General features: G+C 70.1%; 15 protein-coding genes, 2 pseudogenes and 1 riboswitch. Of the genes and pseudogenes, 12 read left to right on the top strand and 5 right to left on the bottom strand.

Annotated features, from left to right (window positions below):
* Positions 1-36: 36 nt before the first annotated feature.
* Positions 37-1,236: a cytochrome P450 gene (locus ACNF49_RS05890; protein ID WP_357975355.1), complete on the top strand. Its 1,200-nt coding sequence runs from the start codon at positions 37-39 to the stop codon at positions 1,234-1,236.
* Here ACNF49_RS05890 and ACNF49_RS05895 read toward each other — a convergent pair.
* Entirely contained in the window at positions 1,220-2,182 is a 963-nt protein-coding gene (locus ACNF49_RS05895; RefSeq protein ID WP_482943028.1) for an SAM-dependent methyltransferase, read from the bottom strand. The two genes, ACNF49_RS05890 and ACNF49_RS05895, sit on opposite strands and share 17 nt — an antisense overlap.
* 194 nt (positions 2,183-2,376) lie before the next feature.
* Here ACNF49_RS05895 and ACNF49_RS05900 point away from each other — a divergent pair, with 194 nt between their 5' ends.
* From ACNF49_RS05900 to ACNF49_RS05920, 5 genes and pseudogenes are all read left to right on the top strand, one after another.
* Entirely contained in the window at positions 2,377-2,601 is a 225-nt protein-coding gene (locus tag ACNF49_RS05900) for a chaplin family protein (RefSeq protein ID WP_352358570.1), read from the top strand.
* Positions 2,602-2,935: 334 nt separating this feature from the next.
* Positions 2,936-3,826, top strand: a complete 891-nt coding sequence (locus ACNF49_RS05905) for a Rossmann-like and DUF2520 domain-containing protein (protein WP_482943029.1) — start codon at positions 2,936-2,938, stop codon at positions 3,824-3,826.
* A gap of 22 nt (positions 3,827-3,848) precedes the next feature.
* Complete coding sequence (gene panC / locus ACNF49_RS05910) at positions 3,849-4,682, top strand: pantoate--beta-alanine ligase (protein ID WP_482943030.1); 834 nt, start codon at positions 3,849-3,851, stop codon at positions 4,680-4,682.
* A gap of 84 nt (positions 4,683-4,766) precedes the next feature.
* Positions 4,767-7,291, top strand: a pseudogene (locus ACNF49_RS05915) (L-aspartate oxidase).
* 3 nt (positions 7,292-7,294) lie between these two features.
* Entirely contained in the window at positions 7,295-8,077 is a 783-nt protein-coding gene (locus ACNF49_RS05920) for a type III pantothenate kinase (RefSeq protein WP_352318636.1), read from the top strand.
* A gap of 65 nt (positions 8,078-8,142) precedes the next feature.
* Here ACNF49_RS05920 and ACNF49_RS05925 read toward each other — a convergent pair whose 3' ends face one another.
* Positions 8,143-8,619: a hypothetical protein gene (locus ACNF49_RS05925; RefSeq protein ID WP_357975339.1), complete on the bottom strand. Its 477-nt coding sequence runs from the start codon at positions 8,617-8,619 to the stop codon at positions 8,143-8,145.
* Positions 8,620-8,791: 172 nt separating this feature from the next.
* Here ACNF49_RS05925 and lysX point away from each other — a divergent pair.
* Positions 8,792-10,250, top strand: a pseudogene (lysX, locus tag ACNF49_RS05930) (bifunctional lysylphosphatidylglycerol synthetase/lysine--tRNA ligase LysX).
* A 56-nt stretch (positions 10,251-10,306) separates the two neighbouring features.
* On the opposite strand, the gene ACNF49_RS05935 reads toward lysX, so the two are convergent.
* Entirely contained in the window at positions 10,307-11,236 is a 930-nt protein-coding gene (locus tag ACNF49_RS05935) for an NADP-dependent oxidoreductase (protein WP_482943031.1), read from the bottom strand.
* Positions 11,237-11,316: 80 nt separating this feature from the next.
* Here ACNF49_RS05935 and ACNF49_RS05940 point away from each other — a divergent pair, with 80 nt between their 5' ends.
* Positions 11,317-11,715 carry a winged helix-turn-helix transcriptional regulator gene (locus ACNF49_RS05940; protein WP_482943032.1) on the top strand — a complete coding sequence of 133 codons (399 nt, stop codon included), beginning with the start codon at positions 11,317-11,319 and terminating at the stop codon, positions 11,713-11,715.
* Here the strand turns inward: ACNF49_RS05940 and ACNF49_RS05945 are convergent.
* A complete protein-coding gene (locus ACNF49_RS05945) occupies positions 11,705-12,808 on the bottom strand; it encodes a cytochrome P450 (RefSeq protein ID WP_482943033.1) in 1,104 nt (367 codons plus the stop codon). The two genes, ACNF49_RS05940 and ACNF49_RS05945, sit on opposite strands and share 11 nt — an antisense overlap.
* 347 nt (positions 12,809-13,155) lie before the next feature.
* On the opposite strand from ACNF49_RS05945, the gene ACNF49_RS05950 reads away from it, so the two are divergent.
* Entirely contained in the window at positions 13,156-13,296 is a 141-nt protein-coding gene (locus ACNF49_RS05950) for a helix-turn-helix domain-containing protein (protein ID WP_482943034.1), read from the top strand.
* A 26-nt stretch (positions 13,297-13,322) separates the two neighbouring features.
* On the opposite strand, the gene ACNF49_RS05955 is transcribed toward ACNF49_RS05950, so the two are convergent.
* Entirely contained in the window at positions 13,323-14,366 is a 1,044-nt protein-coding gene (locus tag ACNF49_RS05955; RefSeq protein WP_357975323.1) for a C40 family peptidase, read from the bottom strand.
* 6 nt (positions 14,367-14,372) lie between these two features.
* A riboswitch (cyclic di-AMP (ydaO/yuaA leader) is annotated at positions 14,373-14,524 on the bottom strand.
* A gap of 287 nt (positions 14,525-14,811) precedes the next feature.
* Here ACNF49_RS05955 and ACNF49_RS05960 point away from each other — a divergent pair.
* The 3 genes from ACNF49_RS05960 (at position 14,812) to ACNF49_RS05970 (ending at position 17,672) form a co-directional block, all read left to right on the top strand.
* Entirely contained in the window at positions 14,812-15,381 is a 570-nt protein-coding gene (locus tag ACNF49_RS05960) for an amino-acid N-acetyltransferase (RefSeq protein WP_357975321.1), read from the top strand.
* Between the two features lie 85 nt (positions 15,382-15,466).
* Positions 15,467-17,077, top strand: a complete 1,611-nt coding sequence (locus ACNF49_RS05965) for an RDD family protein (protein WP_482943035.1) — start codon at positions 15,467-15,469, stop codon at positions 17,075-17,077.
* A gap of 106 nt (positions 17,078-17,183) precedes the next feature.
* The gene (locus ACNF49_RS05970) at positions 17,184-17,672 is read left to right on the top strand and encodes an RDD family protein (protein WP_482943036.1); all 489 of its coding nucleotides are present in this window, start codon (positions 17,184-17,186) and stop codon (positions 17,670-17,672) included.
* Positions 17,673-18,168 lie beyond the last annotated feature (496 nt).

The following is an 18,168-nucleotide window of genomic DNA, read 5'->3' on the forward strand; positions in this document are numbered from 1 at the left end:
AGCTCAGCAGGTCAACCCGTCTCATAAGATGAAATAGTGCGCTTTGATCCCTGGAATCCGGATTTTGTCGTCGACCCCTATCCGGCGTACGACGAGCTGAGGCGCGAGGCGCCCGTCCGCTACTTCGAGCCGTCCAACCAGTGGCTGATCTCCCGGCACGCGGACGTCAACGCGCTGCTCCGGGACCGGCGGCTGGGCCGCGACTACACCCACGTCGCCACGCACGAGGAGTTCGGCCGGCAGCCGCAGCCGGAGTTCCAGGAGGCCTTCTGGCGGGTCAGCAGGAACGGCATGCTGGAGGTCGAGCCGCCGGACCACACGAGGCTGCGCCGGCTGGTGTCCAAGGCGTTCACGCCGCGCATGGTCGAGTCGCTGCGCCCGCGCGTCCGGGCGATCGCCGAGAGCCTGATCGACGCGTACGTCGAGAAGGGCGGCGGCGACCTGATCGCCGAGGTCGCCGAGCCGCTGCCGGTCACGGTCATCGCCGAGATGCTCGGCGTCCCCGAGCAGGACCGCCACCTGCTGCGCCCGTGGTCGGCCGACATGTGCGGCATGTACGAGCTCAACCCCAGCCTGGAGACCCAGCACCAGGCGGTGCGCGCGGCCGAGGAGTTCGAGTCCTACCTCAAGGACCTGGCCCGCGACCGGCTCGCGAACCCCGGCGAGGACCTGGTCAGCGCCCTGGCCGCGATCCCCGAGCTGACCCTCGACGAGCTGGCCGGCACCTGCGTGCTGCTGCTCAACGCGGGCCACGAGGCCACGGTCAACGTCACCGGCAACGGCTGGCGGGCCCTGCTGAAGAACCCCGGCGAGCTGGCCCGGCTGCGCGCCGATCGTTCGCTGCTGCCGACCGCCATCGAGGAGCTGCTGCGCTACGACACCCCGCTGCAGCTCTTCGAGCGCTGGGTGCTGGAGGACATCGAGGTGCACGGCGTGCGGATCCCACGCGGCTCGGAGGTCGCCTGCCTGTTCGGCTCGGCCAACAGGGACCCCGAGGTGTTCGAGGACCCGGACCGGCTCGACCTGGGTCGTCCGGACAACCCGCACATCTCCTTCGGCGCCGGCATCCACTTCTGCCTGGGCGCGCCGCTGGCCAGGATCGAGCTGACGGAGTCTTTCACCGCGCTGCTGGACCGGGTCGGGACGATCGAGCTGCGCGCGGAGCCGGTCTACAAGCCGGGCTTCGTCATCCGCGGCCTGCGCTCGCTCGACCTCGACGTCACCGGCTCTGGCTGAGCCAGCCGAACCCGCCGAGCCCGGCCGGATCGATCAGCTCGGCCTCCTCCGACGCCCTCGACAACGCGCGTACGTAGGCGCGCGGATCGGTGCGGGCGAGGTCGACCGGCGGCCGGGCGCCGGTGAGGCCCAGCGCCCGCAACATGTCACGCTGTGTGGACAAGGTTGTGGATATCGCGCCGGCCCGCCGCCCGGCCTCGGCGCACGCGTCGAGGGCGACGTGGGCGGTGATGTCGCAGGTCCCGTCGGGGACGGGGGCGACGACCGCGCCGTCGCGGTAACCGGTCAGCGTGCCACAGAGCGGTCGGTTATCCACAGGGTGTGCATAATCCACGGCTATCGCCCGGCCGCGGGCGAGGCGTACCAGAACGGAGGCCCAGGCGTCGTCACGGGGACGGCCGATCTCGGCGCGGGTGCCCACGTGCGGCAGCGGCCACCAGCGGTCGAGCCATTCGCGGTCGGCGGGCCGCAGCGGGCCGCCGAGGCGCTCCTCCCCGGTCCGGGTGTTGACCATGACCAGACGCGGGCCGCCGGAGGTCTGCTCGGCCACGTCGAGCGGGATGTTGTCGAGCCACTCGTTGGCGACGGCCGGGCCGGCGATGCTGGACGGCAGGCAGCGGCGCCACTCGACCTCGTCGGGCAGGCCCGGGGGCCTGGGTGACAGGTCGACGCAGGTGACGCGGAGCCGGTCGCGCAGAGCGGGCTCGGCCATGTCGAGGACGCGGCGGACCAGCATGCCCTCGCCGGAGCCGATGTCGACCAGGTCGAGCCACTCGGGGCGGCCGAGGTCGGAGTCGACCTCCGTCAGCAGGGCCAGGACCGCCTCGGCGAACACGGACGAGGCCCCGACCGAGGTGCGGAAGTGGCCCGAGGGGCGTTCGCGGAGGTAGAAACCCTCCTCGCCGTAGAGCGCGCGCTCGGTCGCGGCGCGCCAGGTGAGCCACATGACGCTGACTATCTCATGACTCCAGCGATCAACACGCTAAGTCATTGATTGACTACACTTGGTCGCTACATTGCGCTAACGTTTACGTACTGTCACCGAGCGACTGCGTTTCGCCCATCCGCGGTAAGCGGCGAGCCGGATCGCTCCACCAAAGCATTGCGGCCTCCACGGCCGCATACTGAGAGGAGCCCCCCGTGAAGAAGACTCTGGTCATGGCAGGTGCCATTGCCCTGCTGGCGCTGGCGGCCCCCGCGTACGCCGACGACGTCACCCACGGCAACAACGGCATCCTGAGCGGCAGCCCGATCCACCTCCCCATCACCGCCGTCGTGCCCGTCTGCGGCAACAACATCGGCATCCAGGCCGTGCCGATCAACGGCTGCCAGGGGAGCCCCAACACCGCGGTCTACAGCCGCTGAGGCAGGGAGAGCCCGGACCGCTCGCGCGCGGTCCGGGCTCTGATCCCGGCCGGTCAGTCGGCGGATGACCGGTCAGTGCACCTCCAAGAGGTCGCATCCAGGCGGGCGTCGGGTTGTCAGGACCCGGCGCCCGTCGTCGTGCGTGGACCCCTCTCCTCATCTCTTTCGACAGGGGGTGCACGATTCGTATGCCCCTGTCGCATTTGTCATTAACTCAACGGGCGGTAAAGCGGCGGACATGCCGGATCGCGTTCGTCGGCCCGCGACATGCGTGGCGCCGCTCGCCGGTTACGCTGGTCGGCAGTGCCATCACGGTCGACAGGGGTGAGACGTCATGGACGCAGGTGATCGCCCGGCACGGCTGACCGTCGGCGTGCTCGGCGCGGGCAAGGTCGGCTCCGCGCTCGGCGCCGCGCTGGCGCAGGCGGGCCACCGGATCGTGGCCGCGAGCGGGGTCTCCGACAGGTCGCGGCGGTGGGCCGCCGACCGGCTCGGGGTGGAGCTGACGCGGCCCGACGAGGTGGTGGCCGCCGCCCAGCTCATCCTGCTGACCGTCCCCGACGACGCGCTGCCCGACCTGGTGGCCGGCCTGGCCCGTACGGGCGCCGACCTCCAGAGCAAGCTGCTCGTCCACACCAGCGGCGCGTACGGCCTGTCGGTGCTCGACCCCGCCGCCGAGGTGGGCGCACTGCCGCTCGCGCTCCACCCGGTCATGACCTTCACCGGCCGCGACGACGACCTCAACAAGATCACCGGCATCTCGTTCGGCGTCACCGCGCCCGACATGCTGCGGCCGGTCGCCGAGGCGCTGGTCATCGAGATGGGCGGCGAGCCGGTCTGGATCGCCGAGAGCGACCGCGCGCTCTACCACGCGGCCCTGGCCAACGCCGCCAACCACATGGTCACGCTCATCGCCGAGTCCGAGGAGCTGCTCGGGCGCATCGGCGTCGAGCACCCGGGCCGCATGCTGGGCCCGCTGCTCGGCGCGGCGCTCGACAACGTGCTGCGGCTGGGCATCGCCGGGCTGACCGGGCCGGTCGTCCGCGGCGACGCCGGCACGGTGCGCAGACACGTCGACGCGCTGATCCTGGCCGCTCCGGAGGCCGCCGACGCCTACATCGCGCTGGCCCGGCTCACCGCCGACCGGGCGCTGGCGGCGGGGCTGCTCAAACCGGAGGAGGCGGAGCGGCTGCTCGACGCGCTTGGGGGCAATATATGGACCTGACCGTCGGGTGTGGAGGGCAGCAATGGATCTGATCGTGGCCGGCAACCGGGACGACCTGGCGAAGGCCCGTGGCACGGGCCGGGTGGCGCTGGTACCGACCATGGGCGCGCTGCACGAGGGCCACCGATCGCTGATCAGGGCCGCCCGGGTACGCGCCGACCAGGTCGTGGTCAGCATCTTCGTCAACCCGCTGCAATTCGGTCCTAATGAGGATTTTTCCCGCTATCCCCGTACGTTCGACGCCGACCTCGACGTGTGCCGCGAGGAGGACGTCCACGTCGTGTTCGCGCCCTCGCCCGAGGACATGTACCGCCCCGACCGCCAGGTGAGCGTCTGCGCGGGCGAGATGGGCACGATCGTCGAGGGCGCCTCCAGGCCGGGCCACTTCGACGGCGTGCTGACGGTGGTGCTCAAGCTGTTCAACCTGGTGCGCCCCGACGTGGCGATCTTCGGCCAGAAGGACGCCCAGCAGCTCGCCGTCATCCGCCGCATGGTGGCCGACCTCGACCTGTCCATCGAGATCGTCGGGGCGCCCACCGTGCGCGAGCCCGACGGCCTGGCCCTGTCCAGCCGCAACCGTTACCTGTCGGCCCACGACCGCACGGTCGCGCTGGCCCTGTCCCGCGCCCTGCGGGCGGGTGCGGCCGAGCTCACCGCCGGCGCGATCCGGTCCACCGCCCACGCGGTGCTCGCCGAGGCCGGGCCCGACCTCGACCTCGACTACCTGGCGCTGGTCGATCCGGCCACGTTCAAGGAGGTCGACGAGTCCTACGAGGGCTCGGCCGTGCTCGCCGTGGCGGCCCGGGTGGGCAGCACCCGGCTGATCGACAACGTCGTCCTGAGCCTTCGCTCCTGATCCGTACGGTGCCCCCGGGGCATGTCCACGCTGCGGCAGGCGTTATCGTCATAGTGACGAAATCGCCTCAGTGAGGAGACCCCCATGAGTGCACCGGCGATTCCCCCGCGTCTGACGGCCCCCGAACCCGGCTGGACCGTCGAGGCGGACGTGGTCGTCGTCGGCTCCGGCGTCGCGGGGCTGACCGTGGCGCTGCGCCACGCCGAGCTGGATCCCACGGCCAAGGTCCTGGTCGTCACCAAGGACGTGTTGTCCGCCGGGTCCACCAAGTGGGCCCAGGGGGGCATCGCCGCCGTGCTCGACCCGCGCGACACCCCCGACGAGCACCTGAGCGACACGTTGCTCGCCGGGGTCGGGCTGTGCGACACCAAGGCCGTACGAACCCTGGTGACCGAGGGGCCGGGCGCGCTGCGGCGGCTCATCGAGCGCGGCGCCCGGTTCGACCGCACCCCCGACGGCGAGCTCCAGCTCACCAGGGAAGGCGGCCACCGGCGCCACCGGATCGTGCACGCGGGCGGCGACGCCACGGGCGCCGAGGTGCAGCGGGCGCTGGTCGAGGCGGTGCGCGCCGGATCGATCGAGGTGATCGAGCACGCGCTCGTGCTCGACCTGCTCAAGGACGCCCGCGGCCGGGCCAGGGGGTGACCCTGCACGTCATGGGCGAGGGCGCGCGCGACGGCGTCGGCGCGGTCCTGGCACGGGCGGTGGTGCTGGCCACCGGCGGCATGGGCCAGGTGTACGCCGCGACCACCAACCCGGTCGTGTCCACCGGCGACGGCGTGGCGCTCGCGCTCAGGGCGGGGGCGGTCGTGCGCGACCTCGAATTCGTGCAGTTCCACCCGACCGTGTTGTGGCTGGGGGAGGGCTCGACCGGCCAGCAGCCGCTGATCTCCGAGGCGGTCAGGGGCGAGGGCGCCTTCCTCGTCGACCACGAGGGCAACCGGTTCATGCAGGGCGTGCACGAGCTGGCCGACCTGGCCCCGCGCGACGTCGTGGCCAAGGCGATCACCACGACCATGCGTGAGACGGGCCGCGACCACGTCTTCCTCGACGGCCGCCACTTCGGCAGGGACATGTGGGAGAGCCGCTTCCCCACCATCTACGCCGTCTGCCGCGAGCACGGCATCGACCCGGCCACCGAGCCGATCCCCGTCGCCCCGGCCGCCCACTACGCCAGCGGTGGCGTCCGTGCCGACCTGTCCGGCCGTACCTCGATCGAGGGTCTCTACGCCTGCGGCGAGGTGGCCTGCACCGGCGTCCACGGCGCCAACCGGCTGGCCTCCAACTCGCTCCTCGAGGGCCTGGTCTTCGCCGAGCGCATCGCCGAGGACATCCACCGGACGCGTCCTGAGCCGGGCGAGCCGGTTCCGGGGCGGGCCGCGACGGGCCTGGTGGACCCCAGGGTCAGGTCCAGGCTCCAGGCGCACATGAGCGCCGGCGCCGGGGTGCTGCGCAGCCGCGCGTCGCTGCAGGCCACGTCGAAGGCGCTGCGCGACGCGCTCTGGACGCCGGTCGAGGTGCCCGCCTGCACCGAGTCCTGGGAGGCGAGCAACCTCCTCACCGTCGCCGCCGTCCTGACCGGCGTGGCGGCGGCCAGGCTGGAGACGCGCGGTTCCCACTGGCGCGAGGACCACGAGAGCCGGGACGACAATGAGTGGCTGGGCCACCTGGACGTGACCCTGACCGAGGAGGGCCTTCGCATGACGTACACCCCGCACGGCGAGGCGATGCCGCCGCGCCTGGCGCAGGAGCTGACCGCCGCCGGGCTCGACCCGGCCGAGGTCGACGCGCTGATCGACCGCGCGCTGGAGGAGGACCTGCAGGAGGCGGGCGACGTGACCAGCCTGGCCACGATCCCGGCCGAGCAGCGTTCGGCCGCCGACGTGGTGGCCCGCAAGGACGGCGTGGTGGCCGGGCTGGCGGTGGCCGAGGCGGTCTTCCTCCGGCTGGGCGCCGGCCGTACCGAGCGGCGGGCCAAGGACGGCGAGCGGGTGGCGGCCGGCGACGTGCTGATGACGGTCGAGGGCCCGACGCGGGCCGTGCTGACCGCCGAGCGCACCGCGCTCAACCTGCTCACGCACCTGTCCGGGGTGGCCACGCTGACCGCCAAATGGGTGGCCGCGATCGAGGGCACGCGGGCGCGGGTGCGCGACAGCCGCAAGACCCTGCCGGGTCTGCGGTCCCTGGAGAAGTACGCCGTGCGCTGCGGCGGCGGCGTCAACCACCGCATGTCGCTGTCGGACGCGGCCCTGATCAAGGACAACCACGTGGTGGCGGCCGGCGGCGTGGCCGAGGCGTACCGCGCGGTGCGGGAGCGCTATCCCGAGTTGCCGATCGAGGTGGAGATCGACCGTCTCGACCAGCTGGAGCCCCTGCTGGACGAGGGCGCCGAGGAGATCCTGCTGGACAACTTCACGATCGAGGACACCGTACATGCCGTACAAATCGTGAAAAGTCGGGCGAAAAACAGGGTTGCGCTTGAAGCGAGTGGGGGATTGACCTTGGAATCGGCTCGTGATGTGGCTGAAACTGGCGTTGACTACCTTGCGGCGGGAGCGCTCACCCACTCGGCGCCGGCCCTGGACATCGCACTGGATTTGCGGGAGTAATTGATGCTGCTCACGATCGACGTCGGCAACACGCACACGGTGCTGGGGCTGTTCGAGGGCGAGGACGTCATCGAGCACTGGAGGCTGGCCACCGACGCCCGCCGCACCGCCGACGAGATCGCCGTCGTGCTCCAGGGGCTGTTGGCCCAGTCACCCCTGCTCAAGGGCGCCGACATCAGCGGCATCGCCATCTGCTCGACCGTGCCGAGCGTGCTCAACGAGATGCGGGAGATGTGCCGTCGTTACTACGGCGACGTCACCGCCGTGATCGTGGAGCCCGGCGTGCGCACGGGCGTGCCGGTGCGCATGGACAACCCCAAAGAAGTGGGCAGCGACCGCATCGTGAACGCCCTGGCCGCCATCGACCAGTACGGCGGCCCGTGCATCATCGTCGACTTCGGCACCGCCACCTCGTTCGACGCGGTGTCGGCCAAGGGCGAGTACGTCGGGGCGGTCACCGCTCCCGGCATCGAGATCTCGGTCGACGCCCTGGCCGCCGCCGGCGCCCAGTTGCACAAGGTCGAGCTGGTCAGGCCGCGCTCGGTGATCGCCAAGAACACGGTCGAGGCGCTGCAGGCCGGCATCATCTACGGCTTCGCCGGCCAGGTCGACGGCATCGTCGAGCGTATGGCCGCCGAGCTGGCCGACGACCCCGACGAGGTGACCGTCGTGGCGACCGGCGGCCACGCGGCGCTGGTGGTCGGCGAGTCGCGCTCGATCGACGTGCACGAGCCGTGGCTGACCCTCATCGGCTTGCGCCTGATTTATCACCGCAATACCGCTTAGAACGTGACAAGCGGCCCCCGCTCGGGAAGGGGGCCGCCTGTCGGTCGTGGTGTCGCCGGCGAGGGTCACTCGTTCTCGGCGCTGTAGAGCTCCCGCCAGGGGCCGCACTTGGTGGCGAAGATGCCCTGCTCGGGAACCTGGCAGACCTTGGCCCGCAGGGTGAAGACGTCGTTCTCCTCGAAGTGGAACTTCTTGTAGCCGGGGAAGCCGCAGTACTTCTTGGCGTAGACCGTGGACCAGTCGCCGTCGGAGTCCTCGGCCTGGAACTTGACGTACGCGCACTTGCCGCCCTCGTCGTAGTCGCGGTTGTCCAGGTCGTACAGCCGGCCGGTGACGTGGACCTCGTTGGAGTCCTCCTCGTCCCACTCGACGCTGACGTGACCCTGGGCCTTGGCGAGGTGGTGCTTGGCGTACACCGGGCCCCAGTAGTCGGAGTAGTCGTCGAAGTCGGCGGTGGTGGCGCTGGCGGCCGAAGGAAGCGACAGGGCCACGGCGCTGGTGGCGGCGATGGCGAGGATGCCCGTCGCGATCTTCTTCATCATGATCTCTCCCGGAGCTCCCCTCGGGCCGGCTCCTTGCCGGCTCCCCCCGGAGCTCGTGAGTCATTGGTACAAAAGGGTCCTTGCAGCGCCCCTGCAGGGAACCGTCACGAGCGCTTGCAGTTCGCCGTATCCCCTACGCTTTGTTGTTGTGAGCGAGGAACTTCCAGAGCAGATGCGCATCCGGAGGGAAAAGCTCGACCGCCTCCGCAGCGAGGGCGTCGACCCTTACCCGGTGAACTTCCCACGCACGGCGACCAACGCCGAGGTCAAGGAGAAACACCAGGGCCTGGAGCCCGACACCGCCACCGGTGAGACGGTGGGGGTCGCGGGCCGCGTCATGCTCAACCGCGTGGGCGGGAAGCTCTGCTTCGCCACACTCCGCGACGGCGGCGCCGACCTGCAGGTCATGATCTCGCTCGACAAGGTCGGCGAGGAGTCGCTGGCGGCCTGGAAGCGCGACGTCGACCTGGGCGACCACGTCGGCGTGACCGGCGAGGTCATCACCTCGCGCCGCGGCGAGCTGTCGATCCTCGCCGACAGCTGGCAGATCACCGCCAAGTGCCTGCGCCCGCTGCCGGAGAAGCACGTCGGCCTCACCGACCCCGAGGCGCGGGTGCGCCAGCGCTACGTCGACCTCATCGTCAACGACGAGGCCAGGAAGATGGCGCGGGTGCGCAGCGCGACCGTGCGCGCGGTGCGCGACTTCTGGCACGAGGAGGGCTACCTCGAGGTCGAGACCCCGATGTTGCAGCCCATCCACGGCGGCGCGACGGCCCGGCCGTTCCGCACCCACATCAACGCCTACGACATGGAGCTCTACCTCCGCATCGCGATCGAGCTCTACCTCAAGCGGCTGGTGGTCGGCGGCATCGAGAAGGTCTTCGAGATCAACCGCAACTTCCGCAACGAGGGCGCCGACTCCACGCACAACCCCGAGTTCACCATGCTCGAGGCCTACGGCACCTACCTCGACTACAACGACATGGCCGACCTGACGCAGCGGATGTACCAGAAGGCCGTCGTGGCCGCCCTGGACACCACCGTGGTCGTGCACGACGGCGTCGAGATCGACCTCGGTCTGGAGAAGTGGCCGCGGATCCGGCTCTACGACCTGGTGTCCGACGCCGTGGGCGAGGAGATCACCACCGAGACCACCCTTGAGGAGCTGCGGAAGATCGCCGACCGCCGCGAGGTCCACTGGGACGCCAAGTGGGGGTCGGGCAAGCTCGTCCGAGGAGCTCTTCGAGGAGCTGGTCGAGCACACGCTCGTGCAGCCGACGTTCGTCATGGACTACCCGCTGGAGACCTCGCCGCTGGCCCGTCTCCACCGCGACAACCCGCTGCTGACCGAGAAGTGGGACCTGATCGGGTTCGGCACCGAGCTCGGCACCGCCTACTCCGAGCTCAACGACCCGATCGACCAGCGCCACCGGCTGGTGGAGCAGTCGTTGCTGGCCGCGGGCGGCGACCTCGAGGCGATGCAGCTCGACGAGGACTTCCTGCAGGCCCTCGAGTACGCGATGCCGCCCACGGGTGGCATGGGCGCCGGCATCGACCGCATGATCATGGCCTTCACCGGCAAGAACATCCGCGAGACCATCCTGTTCCCGCTGGTCAAGCCCACCCACTGAGCCGCCGTCCGGTGCCCCGCGCAAGAGTGGGGCGCCGGTCCGGGCGGTCCGGGCGGTCAGGGCACCAGCACGAGCCGTCCGCGCAGGCCGCCCTCCGCCAGGCGGGCGTGCGCGTCGACGGCCCTGTCCAGCGGATAGGTTCCGGCCACCCGCAACGTCAGTCGTCCGGCCTCGACCAGGCGCACCAGCTCCGCGAGCTGCCGGGCGTCCGAGCGGAACAGGACGGTGGCCACGTCCGTCCCGCGCAGCGCCACCGGCGCGACCCCCGACGCGAGCGCCACGAACGCCCCGCCGTCCCGTACGGCGTCGAGTGCGGGCAGGCCCAGCACGGCCGCGTCCACGACGGCGTCCACGCCACCGGGCACCCGCGCCCGTACGGCCTCGGCCAGGTCCTCCTCGCGGGGGACGAACCACTCCGCCCCGAAGCCGCGTACCAGCTCCTCGTCCGCGGCGCCGGCGGCGGCCACCACCCTGACGCCGCGCACGGCGGCCAGCTCCACCAGGTAGCCCCCGACGGCCCCCGCCGCCCCCGTGACCAGCAGCGTGCCGCCCGGCCCGACGCCGGTCCGGTCGAGCGCCTGCCAGGCGGTGAGCCCGTTCAGCGGCAGCGTGGCCGCGTGGACGGGGCTCACGCCGCGCGGGGCGCGGGTCACCGCCGGGGCGTCCAGCACGACGTACTCGGCCTGCGCCTTGTACGGCAGCTCCAGCCGCGCGCAGAGCCCCACGACCTCCTCTCCCACGGTGAAGGAGGTCCCCGGGCCCACCTGGTCCACGGTCCCCGCGGCGTCGAAGCCGATCCCGTACGAGTCCAGCTTCCTGGCCAGCCCGTACGAGGCCAGCGCTCCGGACGCCACGGCCAGGTCGAAGGGGTTGACCCCGGCCGCTGCCACCTTGACCCGCACCTGGCCGGGCCCCGCCGTCGGCAGCGGCGCGGACACCAGCTGGGGAACGCCGGAGCCGCCGATGAGTGCACGCATGTTCGTCATGCCGGTGACCCTAGGAAGAGTTACTCTCTTTTGGTAAGTAGGCACCTGGAAGTGCGTAACACACAGCGAGGAGTGAGACGGTGGCGACCACGACGGCGGCCCAGCGGCGTGACGAGGCGAGACTCGCCTTCGACGCCTACTTCGCCGAATGCCCTTCCCGCAAGCTGCTCGACCGGCTCAGCGACAAATGGGTCACGCTGGTGCTCAGCGCGCTGGCCGCCGGCGAGCGCCGCTACAGCGACCTGGCCAGGCACATCGCGGGGGTCAGCCAGAAGATGCTCACCCAGACCCTGCGCGGCCTGGAGCGCGACGGCCTCGTGGCGCGCCGGGTCACGCCGCAGGTGCCGGTGCGCGTCGACTACGCGCTCACCCCGCTGGGCCAGAGCCTGATGCCGCTGGTCACCGCCATCAAGGCGTGGGCCGAGGAGCACATCGAGGACGTCGAGGCCGCCAGGGAGCGCTACGACGCTACCGCCTGAGCCGCACCGGCAGCCGGGCCAGCCCGCGCAGCACCACGTTCTCCTTGTACGGCGGCGCCGGATCGGCGGCCTCCATCTTCGGCGCCGCCGCGGCCAGCGCCGACAGCGCGATCTCGCCTTCCATCCTGGCCAGCGTCGCCCCCAGGCAGAAGTGCAGGCCGAGCCCGAAGGCGAGATGCCGGCCGGGCTCGCGGCCGGGGTCGAACCGGTCGGGATCGGCGAACGCGGCCGGGTCGCGATTGGCGGCGCCGATCGGCACGAGCACGGCCGAGCCGGCGGGCACCGGCGTCCCGCCCAGTTCCCGGTCCTCCAGCGCGATCCTGGAGGTGAGCTGGACCGGCGGATCGAAGCGCAGCACCTCCTCGACCACCTCCCTCGGCCGCTCGGCGGCGAGGTGCAGCAGGCCGTGCCGCAGCAGGTTCAGCACGCCGTTCGCGATGAGGTTGACGGTGGTCTCGTGGCCGGCCACGAGCAGCAGCACGCAGGTCGCCAGCAACTCGGCCTCGGTGAGCTCCTCGACGTGTGCGAGGGCGCTCAGGAGGTCATCGCCGGGACGCTCGCGCCGCTGCGCGATCAGGCGGCGGAAGTAGTCGCGGAACTCGTTCCTGGAACGCTCCGTTTCCGACATGAGGGCGTCTGTCAGCATCGGGTCAAGTCCGCGGGCAAGGGCCTCGCTCCATCCGCGGAAGCGGTCGTGGTCCTCCGGCGGCACCCCGAGCATCTCGCTGATCACCATCACCGGCAGCGGGTGGGCGAAACCGGAAATCAGCTCCGCCTCCTCCGGCAGCCGCCCGATCAGGTCGGCGGTGATCACCTCGATCCGCGGCCTGAGGCGGGCCACCATGCGCGGCGTGAACGCGCGGCTGACCAGAGCACGCAACCGGGTGTGATCGGGCGGGTCCATGAGCAGGAACGACCTGCCGGGCTGACCTGGCTCTTCCTGCGCGGGCGCGGACGTTCCGTGACCGAACCCGGGATCGCGCAATACCGCCGCGCACAACTCGTACGTGGTCACGACGAGCAGCCCACCGCGCGTCGCGAAGATCGGCCCGGCGGCTCGCAGCTCGCGATATCGGACGTACGGATCGCGCACAAATTGCGGATCCGATGGATCAAAACCCAGCAGGTCGGTGGCGCTCATCGGGGGCGGTACCGGGCCGCCGAATTGATCGTTTGGACCGTTCATAGCGGACCACGGCGTGCCAACATATGCGGAGTACGTCACATATAAGCGATCATGTCAATAGCACTGGTCAAGGGCGCCGATTGTCGCGCTTGACGACCTTTCCGCGATGCGTTTACCTTCACCGAGACGAGCGGCTTGCTTCGCCTGAAAGGTCCGAGTTCTGCTGTTGGGGGAGGGCTCCCGGTGGATGTGCTCACAGAAGGCGTTGAGCTGAGCCACGCGGATTTGGCGTTACTGGCCGAGCTGGCCAGGGGGTGACCGTCGATCGGGTCGGCAGGCGGCTGGATATCAGCGGACGGACCGTACGGCGCAGGCTGAGGGGCATCTGCGACCGCATCGGCGTGGCCACGGCGATCGAGGCCGTGGCATGGGCGGCGCGCCGCCAGCTCATCTAGCGGCGCTCGGCGAAGTGCCGCGCCGGTCAGTCCGCGATGCGCACGCCGCCGGCGAACGGCCGCCGGTCTATCGAGGCGACCCGCACGACGTCACCCGTCTGCGGGGCGTGGACCATCATGCCGCCGCCGATGTAGATGCCGACGTGGTGCAGGTCGCTGTAGAAGAACACCAGGTCGCCGGGGCGCAGCTGGTCGCGGCTGATGTGCGTGCCGGCCGTCCACTGGTCGCCGGTGTAGTGGGGGAGCGAGATGCCCACGCGCTGGTAGGCGGCCATCACCAGGCCGGAGCAGTCGTAGGAGCGCGGCCCCTCCGCGCCCCACACGTACGGCTTGAGCTGCTGGGTGAGGGCCCACTTGGCGGCCTGGGCGGCCTTGCCGTCGCCGATGACCGGCAGGTTGACGCGTACGGCGCGGGTGCCGGGACGGCCCGCCTCGCCGACGGCCCGCCGGTAGAGGTTGCTCTCGACCTTGGTGACCAGCTTGGTGATCTTCGAGCGCTTGCCCTCGAGATCGGTGACGATCTTCTGGACCTCGGCGATGCGGGTCTTGGCGCCGGCCCTGGCCCGCTCGGCGGCCTCCATGGCCTTGGCGAGCTGGTTGACCTCCTCGCCCTGCTGCTGTTCGAGCGCGTACGTGGTCGCGGCCCGGTCGAGGAAGGTCTCGGGGTCGCCGGACTGGGCGAAGGCCAGGGCCTTGTCCAGGCCGCCGGTGATGTAGGCGTTCTGGGCGAGCAGCGAGGCCCTGGCGCGCCTGGCGGCCAGGTCGGACTCGCTGGTGGCCAGGATCTTCTGGGCGGAGTCGTTGGCCTTCTGTGCGGCCTTCAGCCGTTCGCGCTGCTCGTTGTACTGCTCGGCCAGCGTCTCGATCTCTTCGTGCAGCTTCTCCACCTGGTCGGCGAGTTCGGAGAGCGACGGCTTCGGGTCGGCGGCGGCGGAACCGACGGGGACGGCGAACAGCATCGCGGCGATGGTGACGCCGATGACGCCGAGGCGGCGTGTGCGCCTGGCCTGCTCCTGGGGGCGGGCGTGCCTGCCCCCCGACTTCCCCGAGCGGTCGAGCGTCCGCTTCACCAACCGAGCTCCTCTCATCGACGCCGGCCGGGTTAGCTGACGGGTTCGGGCCGGAGCAGCCCTACCGAGATGGTCGGATTCACCCCAAGTGGTGGCGCGAGGTGCTCGCCACCGTTGGTTCCCCGGCTTCCCTTGCGGGAATTGGGCGTGTCTTTCCGCGCGCATTACGCGGAGAACATCGTCGCTGGACACTAATGCACTCCGGGTTCACGCTCAACCGGAACTGCCGAGTCTGTAGAGGTTTCACAACTGAAGGGTCACAAGGTGATCTCGTGGGTAGCCGTACGGAAGCAGGCTTCTGCACCTTTTGTCCAGCATTCAGGGTGCTGAGGTCTGGAGGAAAGCTCCAAGTCAGCTCGTGTTCGCCTGACCACGGGATGTGATGAGATGCCCGAGACGTGGGATTTAGGGCCGAGCCGTAATGAGATCTGTACCCTGGAGAGCCATGGAGCAGGTGGCCGAAGTGGCAGTCCCCGAGACCGCGGTCGTGGTCAGGCGTGCGCGCACGCCCGACGTGCGTGCGATCAGGCGTCTCGTGGACACCTACGCGGGCGCGGGGCCGCGGCTCCTGGAGAAGGCCACGGTCACGCTGTACGAGGACGTCCAGGAGTTCTGGGTGGCCGAGCGGAGCGGGGAGGTCGTCGGCTGCGGCGCGCTCCACGTGCTCTGGGAGGACCTCGCCGAGGTTCGTACGGTGGCCGTCGATCCCGCGTGCCGGGGGTTGGGGGTCGGGCGGCGGATCGTCTCGGCACTCGTCCGGCAGGCGAAGGATCTGGGGCTGCGGCGTGTATTCTGTCTGACTTTTGAGGTCGACTTCTTCGCGAGGCACGGTTTCCGCCCCATCCAGGGCACACCGGTCTCACCCGAGGTCTACGCCGAGTTGCTGGCCTCGTACGACGAGGGTGTGGCGGAGTTCCTTGATCTGGAACACGTCAAACCGAACACCCTTGGCAACACCCGCATGCTGCTGCATCTGACATCGGGTGACGCGGACCTTGACCACTTGGAAAGGTGATTGTTGATACCTATGTCGATACGTTGGGCAGCACAGGCATGTGTCCTGACACGTGCCACATGCGCACTCGAAGCGAGGTGACACGGTGAGCACCGGACAGCCGCCGTACCCACAGGACGATTCCGGCGAGAACCCCGAGTACGGGCAGCACCACGGCCGTCGGCCCGGTGAGCCCGACCCGGACGTGACTGTGGTCGGCTACCGGGCGGACGATGCCTTCGGCCAGCCCCCATACGGTCAGCAGCAGCAACAGGGCTATGGCCAGCAACAGCAGTACGGCCAGCAACAGCAGCAGTACGGCCAGCAGCAGGGCTACGGCCAGCAGCCCCAGTACGGCCAGCAGGCCGCCTCGGGTCAGCAGGGCTACGGCCAGCAGCAGGGCTATGACCAGCAGCAGGGCTACGGCCAGCAGCCGCAGTCCTCGGGCCAGCAGTACACGCAGCCCGGCTACGGTCAGGAGGCCCAGTACGGCCAGCAGGCCGCTTCGGGCCAGCAGGGTTACGGCCAGCAGCCGCAGTCCTCCGGCCAGCAGGGCTACGGTCAGCAGGGCTACGGGCAGCAGTCGCAGCCCGACTACGGCCAGCAGGGTTACGGCCAGCAGCCCGCGTCGGGCCAGCAGCCCGGCTACGGCCAGCAGCCGCAGTCCTCGGGCCAGCAGTACACGCAGCCCGGCTACGGCCAGGAGGCCCAGTACGGCCAGCAGGCCGCCTCGGGCCAGCAGGGTTACGGCCAGCAACCGCAGTACGGCCAGCAGCCGCAGTCGCAACCCGACTACGGCCAGCAGCAGGGCTACGGCCAGGACGCCCAGTACGGCCAGCAGGCCGCCTCGGGCCAGCAGGGCTACGGCCAGCAGCCGCAGTCCTCCGGCCAGCAGTACGCCCAGCCCGGCTACGGCCAGCAGGCCCAGCAGGGTTACGGCCAGGAGGCCCAGTACGGCCAGCAGGGCTACGGTCAGCAGTCGCAGCCCGACTACGGCCAGCAGCAGGGCTACGCCCAGGACGCCCAGTACGGCCAGCAGGGCGGCTACGCCCAGCAGCAGTACGGCGACCAGCAGCAGGGTTACGCCCAGCAGCAGTACGGCGACCAGCAGCAGTACGGCCAGGCCTACGGCCAGCAGCAGCAGTCGCAGCCCTACGGCCAGCCCGGCTACGGCCAGCCCTACGGTCAGCCCGTCGGCGTGCAGCCTCCGGGCGCTCCGGCCCCCCTGGCGGAGTGGTGGCAGCGTCTGGTCGCGAGGATCATCGACGGCGTCATCCTCGGCGTCGTGAACTTCGTGGTCAGCCTCATCCTGGGCCTGTTCGCGATCGGCTACGACTCGGCGACCGGCTCGACCTCCGGCATCCTGTCGGGCTTCGTCATCGGCATCCTGTCGGCGATCGTCACGACCGCCGTCTGGGTCTGCTACGAGTTCTTCCTGACGAAGATGAACGGCCAGACGGTCGGCAAGATGGTCATGGGGATCAAGGTCGTCCCGGTGGGGCAGGCCCTGCCTCCGGGCGGGCTCGGCTCCGACCTGGCGATCAAGCGCGCCGGCGTCACCTGGGGCGGCTACATCCTGAGCGTCATCCCGTTCCTCGGCCCGCTGCTCGCCTGGGCGTGCGTCGCGGTCAACGGCGCCTCGCAGCTGTGGGACAAGCCGCTGCAGCAGACGTTCGCGGACAAGTTCGCGGGCACGGTGGTCGTGAAGATCAAGTAATCCCGCGTCAGCGTAAAACAGGGGCCGGCTTCCCGCCGGCCTCTGTTTTGTGTGTGCGGGGCGTACCAAAATGGGGGGTACGACCGCCGACCGCGTGAGGTGGGATATGGCCGGGACACCGTCGTGGCCGGGCCTCGTGCCCGCGGAATGGTGGGAACGCCTCGCCGCCCGCTTCATTGAGGCGCTGGTCTTCGGGGTCTTCTATTACATTCTGTTCATCGCGCTGTGGGGCGCCTTCCGGACTGTCGGGATGGCGGAGGCGTTCGGCGGGCGGCTCCCCGGGCTCTTGGCCTGGTTCCTGGCCGGCCTGTGTTATACGGCCTATGACTGGCGGGCCCATTGCCTGCGCCGGCGGACCTTCGGCCAGGCGATCATGAAGATTCGCCTGGCGCCGGACGACCTTCCACGTGGCGCCCTGCTGAAACGCGCCCTGGTCTATCCCGGGCCTGTCATGCTGATGGGCATTCCGGTGGCCAATCTGCTGGCCGGAATGCTGCTGTTCGGCGTCGGGCTGCTCATCCTGATCGACAAGCCGTTGGAGCGCGGGCCGCATGACAGGCTGGCCGGAACGCGGGTGGTAAAAGATCTTCGTTGAGGCATCCGCACCTGGGAAGATGCCTTTTCGCAAAATTTTCCCTTGATCCGGTAAGGAGCCTGGAGAGACTGGCATTAGGCTATGGGACGTCCGGGTTGCCGGATGTCGGTGCCCCTGCTCCCTGAGGGCGACTGTGTGTGGCTATGGTCGGTTCCGGGTGAGTTGTCACCTAGGCGTCATGAGCGTCCGGCGTGCCCCCGCAGGTCCCGCAGGTCGCGCCGGGATGCGTATTTAGCGCCCCCGAAACCCTGCTAGCCCTGGAGGCGAGGACGAATGGAAGCCGTAACAGACGTATTGTCAGCGCTCATCCCCCCGGTCGTGGTCGGCGGTGCCTTCATCTTTGGCGCGGTGAAGTTGCTGCGATCGGAGGCCGCCGGGCGACGGGCAAACCACCAGGATCAGGCCGAGAACCAGAACTGATCTGCCAGTCAGCCGAATCCCCGTAGCGCTGAATTGTCTCCGCGCCTTTCCGGGTATATGTTTGGGCGAGCGAATG

The organism is Actinomadura sp. ATCC 39365 (genome assembly GCF_054392275.1).